The sequence below is a fragment of the Selenomonas sp. genome (genome assembly GCF_052169755.1).
Taxonomy (GTDB): domain Bacteria; phylum Bacillota; class Negativicutes; order Selenomonadales; family Selenomonadaceae; genus Selenomonas.
This window is the reverse complement of the sequence record NZ_JBQNBV010000001.1, coordinates 1-14,551: the sequence shown is the minus strand read 5'-3', so window position 1 is coordinate 14,551 and position 14,551 is coordinate 1. Positions and strand designations below refer to the sequence as shown.

10 protein-coding genes are annotated in these 14,551 nt (G+C 57.3%); 1 reads left to right on the top strand and 9 read right to left on the bottom strand.

Annotated elements, in window-relative coordinates:
- Window positions 1–10 precede the first annotated feature (10 nt).
- The 9 genes from ACTTKG_RS00050 to ACTTKG_RS00010 form a co-directional block, all read right to left on the bottom strand.
- Window positions 11–637: a sigma-70 family RNA polymerase sigma factor gene (locus ACTTKG_RS00050; RefSeq protein WP_442672212.1), complete on the bottom strand. Its 627-nt coding sequence runs from the start codon at window positions 635–637 to the stop codon at window positions 11–13.
- Between the two features lie 10 nt (window positions 638–647).
- A complete protein-coding gene (locus ACTTKG_RS00045) occupies window positions 648–4,982 on the bottom strand; it encodes a translocation/assembly module TamB domain-containing protein (RefSeq protein WP_442672211.1) in 4,335 nt (1,444 codons plus the stop codon).
- A 79-nt stretch (window positions 4,983–5,061) separates the two neighbouring features.
- Window positions 5,062–6,633 carry a TolC family protein gene (locus ACTTKG_RS00040; protein ID WP_442672210.1) on the bottom strand — a complete coding sequence of 524 codons (1,572 nt, stop codon included), beginning with the start codon at window positions 6,631–6,633 and terminating at the stop codon, window positions 5,062–5,064.
- A 12-nt stretch (window positions 6,634–6,645) separates the two neighbouring features.
- Entirely contained in the window at window positions 6,646–7,929 is a 1,284-nt protein-coding gene (locus ACTTKG_RS00035) for an MlaD family protein (protein ID WP_442672209.1), read from the bottom strand.
- Window positions 7,926–8,675, bottom strand: coding sequence for an ABC transporter ATP-binding protein (locus ACTTKG_RS00030; RefSeq protein ID WP_442672208.1), 750 nt, complete (start codon window positions 8,673–8,675; stop codon window positions 7,926–7,928). The genes ACTTKG_RS00035 and ACTTKG_RS00030 overlap by 4 nt, the downstream gene beginning before the upstream one ends.
- A gap of 24 nt (window positions 8,676–8,699) precedes the next feature.
- On the bottom strand, window positions 8,700–9,470 hold the full coding sequence (locus ACTTKG_RS00025) for an MlaE family ABC transporter permease (RefSeq protein ID WP_442672207.1): 771 nt from the start codon (window positions 9,468–9,470) through the stop codon (window positions 8,700–8,702).
- A complete protein-coding gene (locus ACTTKG_RS00020) occupies window positions 9,467–11,716 on the bottom strand; it encodes a SpoIVB peptidase S55 domain-containing protein (protein WP_442672206.1) in 2,250 nt (749 codons plus the stop codon). Before ACTTKG_RS00020 ends, ACTTKG_RS00025 begins: the two co-directional genes overlap by 4 nt.
- Window positions 11,717–11,760: 44 nt before the next feature.
- Window positions 11,761–12,057: an acetyl-CoA carboxylase gene (locus ACTTKG_RS00015; RefSeq protein ID WP_442672205.1), complete on the bottom strand. Its 297-nt coding sequence runs from the start codon at window positions 12,055–12,057 to the stop codon at window positions 11,761–11,763.
- Between the two features lie 56 nt (window positions 12,058–12,113).
- Window positions 12,114–13,535, bottom strand: coding sequence for a phosphodiester glycosidase family protein (locus ACTTKG_RS00010; protein WP_442672204.1), 1,422 nt, complete (start codon window positions 13,533–13,535; stop codon window positions 12,114–12,116).
- A 506-nt stretch (window positions 13,536–14,041) separates the two neighbouring features.
- Between ACTTKG_RS00010 and ACTTKG_RS00005 the strand changes: the two genes are divergently transcribed.
- Window positions 14,042–14,551 (top strand): type I restriction-modification system subunit M N-terminal domain-containing protein (locus tag ACTTKG_RS00005; protein WP_442672203.1); only part of this gene is annotated, 510 nt, incomplete at its 3' end.

Sequence of the window (14,551 nt, the reverse complement as noted above, 5' to 3'; positions counted from 1 at the left end):
TTTCCCCCTCTCAAAAGCGCATAAAGCGCGTGAGCATACCGCGCACGCGGCGTATGCCGCTCTTTTGCAGGCGGTAGATGTGCGCCGCACTCACGTCGAGCACATCGGCGAGCTTCGCCGCCGCCTCGCTCTTTAAGTAAACGCCCTCTAAGACGAGACGCTCTTTCTGCGGCAGTCGCGCGAGCGCCCGATGAAGTTCTTTCGTCATGAGTCCCAATTCCGCCTGCTCGGCGACGGAAAGCCCCGTGTCGGGCAGAAGTTCCCACGGCTCTCTGCCGTCAGCTCGCGGCGCATCCATGCAGGCGACGTCACGCTTCCCTTCCCTTTGCAGGAAGTTCAGCATCCTGCCGCGTATGCGATGGACGGCGAAGAGGCTGAATGCGACGCCGCGCTGCCAGTCGAAGCTCTCCGTCGCTTCGATGAGGCCGACCGTGCCTTCCTGGATGACGTCCATGATGCTCGCGCTCGTGCGCCACGGAAGAGCCGTCTTGAATACGAGCGGCTGGTACGCTTCGATAAGGCGCTGTCTCGCCGTCCTTTCACCGCGCTCCTTGAACGCCTGCCAAAGTCGGCGTTCTTCTTCGAGTGAAAGCATCTCAACTTTTTCCAACTCGCTCAAATACTCTTCGAGTTTCATGACGTCCCCCCTAAAATTTGATACGCGCTTCAAGACCGACGACCGAGTTTGCATCTTCGTCGCGATTCCAATACAGACTCATGCGGTCGTTGAAATCGTAGCGCACGCCGAACTCGCGCACCTTGTTGCCTATGCCCTGCTTGTAGCGCAGCATGACCTTGTCGTTGATATACTTTCCGACTTCCAAGTTGTATTCAAGGCTTCGATCCCTCTCGCCGGATTTCAGCCCCGCTTGATCCGTCGTCGCCACATCCTCGCCCGCAATGCGGAACTCATCAAGCCCCAGCGCGTTTTGTACATTCGCTTCCAACTCGCCGAGAATCGTCATCGAAAGCCCGAAGCTCAGAAGCGATGTCAACGCCTGCTCCGTCCGCAAATCGGCGGTCTGGAAGGTCAAAAGACGCAGGATCTCCGTCTCGCTCATCGCGGGCATGGACGTCAGGCGCATCTCCATCGCGCCGATAGGCCCTTTCGTGTGCAGGAAGATGCGCACTTTGCCGAAGTGTGCATCCGCCTCAAGCGTGAGGCTCGGCAAAAAGGAGCCGATCTGATTGAAATATGCCTCGCCGTCGCGAATGGTAAAGCGTGTCTTGTTGTAAGTGATCGTGCCGCGCTCGACGGTGATCGTGCCCGACGGCTCAATGTGACGCGTCGTGCCGCCATAGTGGAAGGCTCCTGCCAAACGCATATCGTAGAGCGACGGACTGAAAAACCGCACGCGCTCGCCGAGCGTCACCCCGACGTCGAGAAGCATCTTGGGCAGCGCACTCTCACTGTCGGGTATGGACGGAATCGAAAGCGTCGCATGATGGACCAGCACCTTGCCTGTGAGTTTTGGCATTTTCTCGCCGTCCATCTCGCCTTCTTCGATATGAAACGCAGCCGTCAAAGGCCCGTTGTAGAAGCTGCTGACGACGCCAAGTTCATCGGCGGTAAAATCGAGCGTGTAGTCTTGCAGCCGCGCACCGGAGAACGCCGTCCTGCCCGTGATGCGATAAGAGCCGGCGCCCATCTTGCCCGTGCAGTCCTCAAGGGATATCGTACTGCCGACAAAGCGCAGACGCGCCTTCATCTCCGTCACAGGTATCGCGACGTCCTTGAGTTTCAGTGCGCCGTCCGTCAGGCTGATCTCACCTTCAAAATAGGGCTGCGCCAACGTCCCTGTCACGCGCACCTTCCCCTTCGTCGGGCCGACAGCCCAATCAACTGCAGGCGAGAGGATCGGCAGCAGCGAGAGATCGGCGCGGTCAAGGGACAGCGTCAAATCAATCTGCTCGGGCGCGTCAAGCCACTCATCCGAAGCCGCCGTCAGGCTCTTGACGGGGATCTTTCCCTTGGCGTTCGCGCTGTAAATGCGATCGCCAAGCTTCTTTTTCACGAGGAGCTGATCGATATGTATGACGCCGTTTTTGAGATTCAAAAGCCCTGTCATATCATCAAATGTCGATGCGCCCACACCGCCGTTTTTCACTTCGACGGAAGCGTTTGCCCTCGGATTTTTAACCGTACCGCCGAACTGCACGGCGAGATCGAGCGTGCCGCGCACATCGGCAGTCGCGCCTGCGGCTTTCGCGACCATGCCGGCGGCAACGCCGTTCGCCGCAAATTGTGCATCCATCGCGGCATCGTTCAAGGGAATGCGCCCCTGCGCGGCAAAAACGCCCTCGCCTTGTCTGCCGTGCAGTTCGCGGATCGTCACGACATGGTCAGCAAGCTTGACGTCGAGCACGAGATCGCGTATCTCATAGCCGCTTGCCTTGCCCTCACGGACGACGGCATCCAGCTCCGCGAGCGGATTTTCCAGCGTACCGGCGAGACGAATCGCACCGTCAAGCCGCCCTTCCAGAATATCGTTCTTGAGATTCGCGATAGCGAAGAGCGCGCGCACATCGCCGTTTTCCACCTGCAAAACGCCATCGAGCGCCTGCGTTTCAAGGTTCGCCGTGCACTTCATCGCATAGCTGCCGCCATTTTGCTTGAAATGCGTATTTTCCACGCGCAGCACATCGTCGCCAAAGACGACCTCGCCGTGCACGGTTTCGATATCCTGCCCGTTGAGCTTGAGTGTCTTGGCATCGAACACGCCGAGGAATTGCGGCATCTCAAGAGTACCCGAAATATGCCCGGCAAATGTGCCATGACCGCTGACCGGATACGGCAGCTTGCTGCCAAAGCGGTCGAGACTTACGTCGTGTACGTCGGCGTAGAGGTCGAGCACACCGTCCCGTGTGACGGCGCCGTTCAAGTCGACATCGACGAGCGGCGAAAAGATGTGGAAATCCTGCAGCCGCACGACGCCGTTTTCCAGATAATAGTCGCCGTCCATACCCGAGAGGATATAGCCGTTGTAGCTGCCGCGATAGAAATGAATGTAGCCGACTGCCGACGGGTTGTCAAGCGTGCCCGTGAAATGAATCGTGTTGTCGACGTTTCCTGTGATCGGCTGGTCGGGCGCAACGAAAGCCGCCACATCCTCCATGCGTGCGCCGATCGAATCGATGCGGACATCGAGACGCTTCGCCCCCGTAAGACCGATGCTGCCCTCGGCGATCCACGTTTCTTTGCCGCCGCGTTCCACAGAGAAATGGTCGATCACAATGCCGTCGGCGCTTCCATGAACCGCGCCGTGGAAGGTATCAAAAGGCTGGCAAAAAGCATTGCCCGCCGCTCCCTCGAAATTTGCCTCGACCATAGGATTCGCCGCTGCGCCGCGCACCGCTCCTGCAATGTCGAGCGTGCCGGAAGCCGCAGCCTCGGGCACAAAAGCATCTGCGAGAGCAAGCGGCAGCGCCGTGCCGTAAAAGCGCAGATCGAGGTTGTCAAAGTCTCTCACATCACCCTCAACGACCAGCGTGCCGCCCGCCGCAAAAGAAAGATTGAGATTGTCAAAATGAAGCAGCTTCCCTTGCTTGAAGAAGGATGTCGAAACACGCTCGATCTCGACGCCGCGAAACGACGCCCCCGCGACGGCGACAGTGCCGTAAGCGAGAAGCCCATCTGCATCCGCACCCTTGCCCTCAAGCACGACATCGGCGTCGCAGCGTCCCTGCAAGGAAAGCTCCTCGGTAGATAGCAGTGCAGCGATCTCTTCCCCTGCAAGATCCTTCGCCTCAACATGTGCGCTGTACGAGCCGTCGTCCGCATGGAGCAGCCCCTGTCCTGCGACTGCGCCGCCCAAGGCATTCGCTCCGCCGCTCGCCGTCAAAAGCCCGTTTTCGAAGTGCGCCTTGACTTTCGCACCCGTCAGTGCATGACCGTAAAGCGTGCCGGAAGCAGCCTCACACGCACCGTCAATTTTCCAGTCATGCGCTGTACCGTAAACGGATGCAAGAACGCGCACTTTGCCCTCGAACGGACTTTGCGCCAAGACTGCCGACGGATCGAACGCAGCGGATTCCACGACGAAATTGAAGCTCGGCTCCGCCTCTCGCCATGCGATCTTGCCATGCAGAGACGCCTCTTGCCCTGTGGTCTGCGCGCGCAAAAAGATGCGTGCATCCTCGCCTGCCAGAAGAAGCAGTCCTCGCCCATCTTCGACCTTCGTGCCGTACACAAGCGCCTGTGCATTCGAAAAACGCACGTCGCCTGCAAGCGATGCGTCGCCGCCTTCGCATACGAACTTCATCTTCGCCTCGTCGATGAAAAGCGCCTGCGGCTCGATCTCTCTGGGAAGCGTTCCCTCGGGCAAAAATGCAAGGTAGTCCATCGCATCGATATTTTCACCAGTGATCTCAAGCTCCTGCCGTTTCGAAGAAACTTCACCCTCGACGACAAGCGGCGCTCCCTTGCTCGTCGCCCGCCCCTCGACGGCAACGGATGAGGCTTCCGCAAAGTCAAATTCCGCCTCGATATCCGCAAAAGCGATCTCCTTGCCGGAAAAGACAACGCTTGCTGCGCCTTTCTGCACGCTGACCTTAGCGCGAAAATCGCCCGCGGTGTCTCCCTCCTGTACGAGATCGGCAGCGTTCCAACTGCCGTCCTCGCGCTGGCGCAGATACAATACAGGTTCCACGACCGTCACATGGGATACGGCGGCGGCGGGCGAGGAAGAAAAGACAGCGAAGATGCTCAGATCCACTTCGGCGGCTGCGGCATGGGCAAGCTCTTCTCCCGCTTTGTCCTGCACGCGAATGCCCTCAAGCGAGATTCTATGCGCGGACTCGATGCGCACACCGTCGACGGCGACAGGTACGCCAAGAAGTTCGGATGCACGCAGAGAAATCGTCTTGCCCATATCCTCCGCATAGGCGCCCGTGCGTGTAATGTAAAGAGCCATGCCGAAAAAGAGCGCAAAAAGGAAGAGCGCGATGACGACTGCCGCAAAAGCGATACGTCCCTTTTTCATCGGCTCTTCCTCCTCATTCTCCATTTGTCAGACTGTATGAAATATGCAGATACGCGACCTCAAAAGCGGCTTTTTTGCCTTAGATCGACCTTCCTGCCTGCACCGCTTCAGCCGCTGCATCCTTTTCCGCCGTCTTGACGGAAGCGGTTTTTACCGGCGCGCCCTGCGTCACAGGAATCATGGCGTCATCCTTCGCCGCGCTGCGTTTACTCTTTTCATCAAGCGCCTTTTGCTCGGCAGCCATCTTCGCCTCCGCTTCATCCGTATGGTAAAGCGCTATCTCCGCCTGCTCCTCTGCCGCCTTATGATACTTCGCATCGACCTTCGCCCGATAAGAACCGGCGTCGAGATCGACAGGCAGCCCCATAGCGCGGTCGAGCGCCGCCCTGCTGAGGTTGTAATTGTAGAGAGCATCGTAGTAATTCGTCTGCGCCTTGACGAGTTTTTCATCCGCGTCCGTTACGTCGAGATTCGTACCGACGCCCGCCGTGTAGCGCACCTGCGCAATCTTGAAGTCCTCGATGGCACGTTCGACAGCGACGCTCGTCGTCCGAATATTCTTCTCTGCCGCCAAGAGACTGAGATACGCCGTCTGCACGTCCAACTCTGCCTGCTCGCGCATATCTTCCGCCGCCTGCTGCATCTTGTGCACCGCCGCACGCTTCTGATTCACCTGCGCCGCCGTCACGTTGTTGTCAAATGCCGCCCAGCTCGCCTGCACGCCGATCGACCAAGTGTCCGCCGAGTCCGTATTGTTCGAGAACCAGCTGTCGCCGCCGACCGTGCGCGTCGCCGCCGCACTGACCTGCGGCAAGGATGCGCCGCGCGTCATTTCCAAAGCGGCGTTCGCTTGACGCACGGCATAATCCGCCGCGATGACATCGGCTCGATGTGCGAGCGCGTATGCCGTGCAGTCCGCAAGCGCCAGATCGTACTTCTTATAAGAAAGCTCATCTGCCAGAGAAAGCTCCGTGGCGGTCGGCAGTCCGATGATCTTGTTCAGTCCGGCGATGGCGACATCGTAATTATTCTTGATATTTACGAGATTCTGCTCGGCGTTCGCGAGTGAAACCTGGGACGCGAGTACATCGGAGCGTGCGACCGTACCGACGCGATACTGCGCGTTCACATTGTCGAGATGGCTTTTCAAATTTGCGACGGACATCTCGCCGACCTTGATGAGATTGCGGTATTCGAGCGCCTTGAAATACTGACCCGTCGTCTGGTAGCGCACCGCCTGCTTCACACCCTCAAGCGCGAGATCCGCACGGTTCACGCCGTAACGCGCCGCCTCGATGCCGTTTTCAATGCGTCCTCCCGTGTAGAGTGGGAAAGAAAGCTCCGCGCTGCTCCGATAAGCATAATCCGAAGGATACCGCTCATACGCCTTGCCGCCGACACGGCTGCCCTGCGTCGAAAGCGTGAGCTTCGGGCCTGCCGTGCGGCGCGCTTCACGGTACGCCCAGTTTGCCGCATCGACATCGGTCACAGACGACTTGATCGTGCGGTTGTTCTCAAGAGCAAGCTCCACGCTCTCCGCAAGCGCAAGCGAGCGAGGCTGCGCCGAGACGGCAGATGCAAGACCGAAAGAGACGAACCCGCCCAACACCAGCGCACAGAGCTTCTTGGAAAAATATTTTGGCTGCTTCACGATGATTTCCCCCTAAAATGATTGATGCAGACCGAAGTAGGCGGCACGCCGTTCACTGCGGTTCAAATCTCTAATTTGCCCCATGAGATATGTGTCCTCACGCAGACGATACTGCGCCGAAAGCCGCAGTCGAAAATCGTTCGGATCATAGGCGTCAGCGGAGAAGTGCCAGCGCCCGCCGACCGCCGCATCCAGCCCGATGCCCGGATCGCCCGCGATCAGCCCTGCGCGCGCCCCCAGCCTGCCCTTGGTGCGCCCGACCTCAAGATTCAGCGCATTCGCTTCGCCGACATCCTCGACGCCGACGCGCAGGAAGCGATCCGGCTCGCTTTCCCTTGATACATCGACGTTGAAGTTCGTGATCCAGTCGCGCTCCTTGCCGCTGTAAAGCACGTCGAGCGACGGCTGCGTCTCAATGCTGCTGAGATTATCCAGGGTTTCGTTCGCCTTTTCCGTGACGGCGCGCGCCTGATGGATCGTCGTCTTGAGATCTTCACGCACGGTCGGATCGCCTGTGACTTCGTGCATCTCTTCTGCCACCATGCGGATATTTTCACTCGCCTTGGCGACGTTCAAAAGAGTCAGGCGAAGATTCGCCGCCGTCGCGCCGCCGTCAGAAACATCCGCCGCCATCTGGCGCACAGTTTCCGTCGTCGCCGAAAGGTTCGCGAGAATCGCCTGCATCTCACGCATCATCGCGTGCATACTTCCCTCGTTCTGCAAGGCGACGCGCCCCATCACAGACGTCATGTCTCGGATATGCGCCGTAACCTCGCGCACATTCTCCGCCGATCCCAAGACGGACTCCTTCATGCGTGGATTGCCTAAGATATCGTTCAAGGAGCCGAGCAGATCATGCACATCCTGAATCGCTTCGCTTACATTATCCAGCACAGAGTCGATGCTCGTCTCATCCATACCGATGACGAAGTCGCCGTCCTTCAAATACTCCGTGCTCTTCGATCCCGCCGGAGAAATGAGAACGAACTTGTCGCCAAGGACGCTGTTCGCCGACAGCGTGATGCGTGCATCGCGCGGGATTCGGATGTCAGGATCCACAGAAAGCGTCACACGCACACCTGTTCCTTCCGGCTCAATGGCCTTGACCTTGCCCGCGAGCACCCCCGCATAGCGCACATCCGCTTCAGGAGCCAGACCGACGACCTGTGTGAACCCCACATAGATCGTATAGCTGCGGCTCGTCGAAAAGGAGAATCCCCCGAACTGCAGCAAGATCGCCGCCAAGAGCACGATGCCGAGCAGCGTGAATGCGCCCACCTTCGCTTCCGTCGTCATACGTCCGCCCCCTTCCCTTCCGTATCCATCGCGCGGAAAAACGCACGCACGCGCGGATCTTTCATCTGTTTGAACCGCTCGACCGTATCGAGCGCGATGAGCTCACCGCCGGCGAGCATAGCGATGCGGTCGGCGATATAGCAGGCGCTCGCCATGTCATGCGTCACAACGACGCTCGTCACGCGAAGCTCCTTTTGCATCGTGATGATAAGATCATCGATTTTCGCCGTCGTGATGGGATCAAGCCCCGAACTTGGCTCATCATAGAGGATGATTTCAGGATCGATGGCGATGGCGCGCGCCAAGCTCACGCGCTTCTTCATACCGCCCGAAAGCTCGTCGGGCATCCTGTGCTCAGAGCCGTCAAGTCCCACAAGATGCAGCTTCTCCCGCACGATGCTTGCGATCCGGCTCTCCTTGAGCTTCTTGTGCTCTCGCAGTCCGAAAGCAACATTCTCACCGACAGTCATGGAGTCAAAGAGCGCCGAATACTGAAATACCATGCCCATTTTGAGCCGCACCTCATCAAGCTCGGATTCGGTCATCTGTGCGATCTCCGCATCGCCGACCCAAATCTTTCCTGAGGTCGGGCGAATCAGACCGATCATCAGACGCAGAAGCGTACTCTTGCCCGAGCCGGATCCGCCGATAACGGCGAGCGTCTCGCCCCGCTTGACGGAGAGGCTCACATGACGCACCGCCGTATGCGCGGCGAAAGTTTTCGTCACATCTTCCAGTCGTATCATATCTCGACCCCGTCCAAAAGTATATCAATACAGCAAAAAAGAAAGAAACACATTCAAAAAGAAAATGCAGAAAATCGCTGCTACGACGCTGCGCGTCGTAGCACGCCCCACGCCCTCCGCACCCTCGGGAGCATGAAGCCCGTACCACGCGCCCAAGACGGCAATGACGACGCCGAACACGGCTGCCTTGATGAGCCCGCCCGTAATATCGTGCGGCACGGCGAATACCTGGATGGAGTTCGTGAATGTGTACGATGCGATGCCGGTATACTGCGTGGCGACGAACCAGCCGCCAAAGATGCCGATGACATCGCCAAACACCGTCAGAAGCGGCACCATGCACATGCACGCGATCATGCGCGGCACGACAAGATAGCCGATGGGGCTCGTCGCCATGACGCGCAGCGCGTCGATCTGCTCCGTAACCTTCATCGTGCTGATCTCCGCTGTGATGGCAGAGCCCACGCGTCCGGCACAAACGACGCCGACGAGCACAGGTCCGAGTTCCCGCCCAACGGCGATGGCGATGACGCCGCCGATCGTTGACTGCGCACCGAAGCGGATGAACTCATGCGCAACCTGCAGCGTCATGACCATGCCGGTAAACAGCATCGTCAAAGAAACGATAGCAAGCGAGTCGACGCCAAGATGCGACATCTGCGCGAAAATATGGCGCGGGCGCAAAGGGCGGCGCATCTCTTTGACAGAAGCGGCAAGGAGCAAAATGACGGAGCCGACCCACTCGAACATTCCGAGCACGAAAGAACCGATTTTCTCCAACAGCCGCATCATCATTTCTTATCCTCTTCCTCAATCAACAATGAAGCATGAATCACATTGTCTATGACATAGCCCGTTTCAAACTTCGATTCGCGCGGATTGCCCCGCTTCTTTGCCTGCTGTCCTAAAAGATCGACACGCTTTTCCTTTTTCTTCTGCGGCGCACTCTCCGCCTTTTGCAGACGCTTCTTCGCCGCTTTCTTCTCCTCTGGCGAAAGCGGCAAATTCGGGGCGGCTGCCGGCGCGACGATGATCTCGTTGTTTCGGCCCAGCTCCAAAAATTGCTTGACCTTGTCTGCCGTCGTCTGCGTCTTGTCCTCTTCAGCGCTCGTATCGATGCCGAGCGCATTTTGCAGAAGTGCAGTCGTCACAGGAACAAAGCCGCCGCCGCGCACATCGAGACTCATGACGCCCGGCGCCTGGCTTTCAGGCACACGATAGGGAATCACCAACTCCTCCTTATCCTTGCGGAAAGGCTTGATCGTCGTGCGAAAATTCACCGTTTCCCCCGGCTTCGCCGAAGGCTTGTCGGGCACAGCGGAAATCAAAGACGCCGTCTTTCTCGCACTCTCCATCTCGATGTCAACGTCGATCGAAGTCACATCCGCTTCCTCATCCGCATTCTGACAGAGGAGCGCCATCATCTGCGCAAGCTCGCCCACGGACGCCTGCCCGACGTCAGCGGCATTGTAGTACATATTCGAGCGTTCGATCCTGCCGTCCTCTCCCGCCGTCGTGCGAATCGTGAACTTGAGGCTTGCCGTCGCCTCACCGACCGTGTCCGACGTCTTTCCCATCGCCGCATAGGCAATGCCCGACACAAGAATCGGCAGGAAGTCCTCATCGTAAGCGATTTGTGCGCCGAACTTCCGATCATAGCCGAGCGACGTATCTTTCACACGCACGCGCATCGGCACGCTCTCGGGAAAGGCTCCGAGAATCCCCGCAACACCGGCTTCCCTGTCCTGATTGATTCGTCCGATGATATTGCCGATACTCGCGATCTTCATGCCGTCCGTCGGTCCGCTGATCGTACCGACGACCTTGGCATCCGTCATGAAATAGTTGACATTGCCCTTATGCAGAAAGGGATGACCAAAAGCGAGCACTCGCTTGCCGTCGACCGCCGTCACCGTTCCCGTCGCCCCGACGGAAAAATCACCGTAGGAAACAGCGACGCCGATGGCGCTGCCCGGCGCAAGCGCAGCATCATAAACGACATGCGTATCGCGCGTCGGCGTCCCAAAAGCAGGCATATCTCCCGCCTTGAACCCCAGCGCGGAGAGCTTCTCCTCCATATAGGACGTGCCGCTGCTGCCGAAACCTGCAAGATACAATGCCGACTTCTGTTCCGTCTCATGCTTCTTTGCAGCAGGAGCTTGCGCACCGGAATCCGCAGGCTTTTGCTTCTGCGGCTCTTGGGGTGATTTTTCCTCCGCAGGCTGGTCTTTCGCAGACTCATCCTTGCGCTGCTGCGGCGTCTTTGCCGCATCCTCGGGGCTATTTTTCTCCGGCTGCGGCTTCTTCGATGAATCCGCTGATCCAGCCTTTTTGCCTGCATTCTCAGGCTTTTCCCCCTTATCTGCCGCAGGCTTTTCCTTCTTTTCCTTCTTTGCTTCCTTTTCTTTCTTCGAGCCTTTTTCCGCTTCCTTCTTGGCAGACTTCCCATCTCGCGGCTTCTCTATATCTTCCTTCACCGGCTCAGGCGGCGCTTCCTTTTCGAGCTTGGTGCGCTTTTCCCCATCCTTCTGCGACTCCCCCGCATCAGCGCCTTCCTCGTTGCCGTCAGCAACTGTCTCTTCTGCCGCTTCCTTCTTTTCCTTCTTCAGATGCGCCGCCTTGTAGTCAGGCATATTCCATATCGGCAGCATCTCGTCGATCGGCGTGATGAAAAACGTGTAGAGGCTCATGCCCTTAATCCCGGCGGAAAGTGCGCCGACAAGCGCCCCGTCCACATAGACAGGGCTGCCGCTCATGCCTTGGAGCGTACCGCCCGTACGCTCCACGACAGGTCCCGACGCCTTCGCCATGATGCGGTTCGTCGACGACCCCTCCTCATAAGTACCGACAATATCGACATGGAACGGCAGGATTTCCCCCGACTCATCGACCACGGTATACGCCGTTCCCTCCATGCCCGGATAGACATCCGAAAGCGGCATGAGCGGCGGCAAGGACGCCGCCGCTGCCAAGTTCGCCGAAAGCGACAGGGAAAGGCACAAAGAAAGCATCTTCTTCTTGAAATTACGCAAGTATATCACCTCGTACAGATTGCCTGAAGGTACAAACGGAAAGACTCCCGATATTATTCCTGTTTCTCCACACGCGCAACGATTTGCCCGACGGCAACATCGTCGCCGACAGCGACAAGCGCCTCACTCACATGGCAGCCATCCTCAGCACGCGCCGCAGCCGCTTCGCCCGTCAAGGTGCGCACACGCACGATTTCTGCGCCCGCCGTCAACGTGCTGCCCGGCTCCGCCGTCCATGTGACCGTACCGGCAAGGCTCGATTTCACATCCATCACTGCCCCCGCCATCAGCGCGTGGACCGCGAACAGCATGACGCCAAGAAAAAGACCGGCGAACAGCACTCTTTTCATTTCCATCTCCTCCATTATAACGGATTTTTCCATAAAGAAGCAACTCAAAACCCGCTTCAACGCGGTAAAAGCGCAAGCGCCGAACCAACCGCCCGCTCGGCGCCGTCCGACGGACTGTTTTCCAGCTTACCGCCGACAACGAGTGCGCTTGAGCCGCCGCCGTCAAAATTGATCGCATCGACCGCGCCGAATTGCAGCATGAACTCCGCCATTTCCTGCAAAGTGCAGCCAATACTATGCGACTGACGCCCATCGACGACGGCAAGCAGATAGCGCCCATCCGCCGTCACCCCAAAAGCCGTACGCGGCGCACGTCCAACAGTGATATCGGACGGGAATTCTTCCTCAGCCGCCGTCACATGGACTCTGCCATCCTTTACAAGCATGGGCCCAGCGCCGATGACTGTCGGCAAAGTTTCCCACGGCGCACCCATCTGCTCATCCACCCTCGCAGAATCGCCGACCTTCACCTGTGCAAAAGCGTCGCGCGCCTTGCCATGCACCGAGATCACAAGACCGTCACGGGGAATCGCCGTATTCGATGCGCTGACAGAAGCAACCCTGCCGCCCTTGATGATATACTCCTGCCCATATTCGTTCGTATGCGTCGTCGCGCTGTAATAATGATTGTAAATAACGAGGCTGTCCGCACCACGCTCGGCGTCGACACCGCCCACCGGGAAGCGCACCCTGCCGAGCGTCACCGTACCGCTGTAATCGACGGGGCCGAAAAACGTCTTGCCCGCGTCATCAAATCCCACAGCGCTGCGCCGAAAATATGTCGTACCAACGACCGTGCCATCCATCTTCAAAAGACCAAGAATGTCGCCGCTCGGCGCAAAATACGAAGCATTGACGGCAGCGACGGCTCCCGCCATATCCGACATCGCACTGACCGTAGCGCGGCCTGCAACAACGCCTTTCGCGAGCACGGGCACAGCACGGTAGCGTGCGGGATCAGCCTCAAGCACCCAGCCCGTCAAGCGTCCGCGTTCATCAAGGCGTCGAAGCGTAGAGAGCTTCAAGCCGGGTGCAGGCTCTTCCTCCGTGATGCGCTCATACTCTTTCTGCACATCGATAAAGAGCCGCGTCGGATTAGCAAGCGTCTTGACCTCGTAAGCAGCCGGCGCCGCGAGATTAAGAACAACTTTTATTCCCTGCGGCACAGTCGAAACATGAACATTTTCAACTATACTGCCTGAAATCTTCGGCTGCACCGCACGGCTATGCGCCCCCGAGAGAAACATGACGATCGTCTGTCCATCGTTTTCCGTATATATCTCGTAAGCAGGCAAGGTCGTCAAATCAAACACAACGCGTTCGTACTCATCGCTTACACCGAAGCGCACACCCGTGAGCGTCTTTGCAGCCATCTGCTGCGTCCGCGGTACAGAAGTCTGCACCGGCGCCGCTGCAGCGCTGCCCGCTCCCAAAATTAAAGCCAGAGCCAGAACCAAATGCAGCACTGTCTTTCCCATACTCTCGCCGCCCCTCAAAAAAACACACGCACCGTAGACTCTCATCGCAACTATGTTGATGAAGCCTATTATAGCACGAAAGCAAATGCCTATCCATAACATATTGCAGACAGCTTATGACAGCTGCCCATGCTCCCCTGCAGCCACAAGGCTTTACGCAAATATGTAGCGTATCGTTTGCGCAAGCATATAAAACACATTCTGCTGCACTATTCCAAAGAGCAAGATATAGCTTTTCATTGATAAACGCCTACGATTTGTGATAGACTATGCTCAAATAAAAACCTGCGCTTTCCCTTGCACAAGTTTGACCGTCAATCATTCAACCATTATACATTATCACTATTTATGTTCATTAGGCAATGGACGTGTACTGCGTATTTTCTGCAGTGCGCATCAATTCCTACATGAGCGAGACGGTTTTCCAAGATCAGGCAGGGCTTCTATTTTGAAAAATGCGAAATATGATGAACAGCAAACGATCTATGTAAGTTAGGAGGATGGCGTTGATTACGGGTGAACTCAAAAACAAAATCGACAGCATCTGGAATGATATGTACTCTTATGGGCTGGCAAATCCTTTGACCGTCATCGAGCAGCTTACTTATCTTTTTTTCATTAAATCTTTAGATGATGTTGAAACAGATACGGAAAAGAACGACGCTCTCTTGGGCATTACGAACGGCAGACGAATATTCCCCCAAGACGACGAAGGACAAGCCATGCGGTGGCATATCTTTCGAGACAAAAAAGCCGAGGAGATACACGAGATCCTTGGAACAAAGGTGTTCCCCTTCATTAAAACCTTGAAAGGAGAACCAAATCCCCATGAAAAAGACAGCCGCAAGAGCGCCTATGCCCGCTATATGCAGGATGCCACCTTCGCCCTGCCGAATCCTCTCATTACGGAAAAAGTCGTCACCGCCATTGACGATCTCCCCTTGAAAGACAAAGACCTCAAGGGCGATCTCTACGAATATATGATCGGCAAAATCCAGACTGCCGGGCGCATCGGT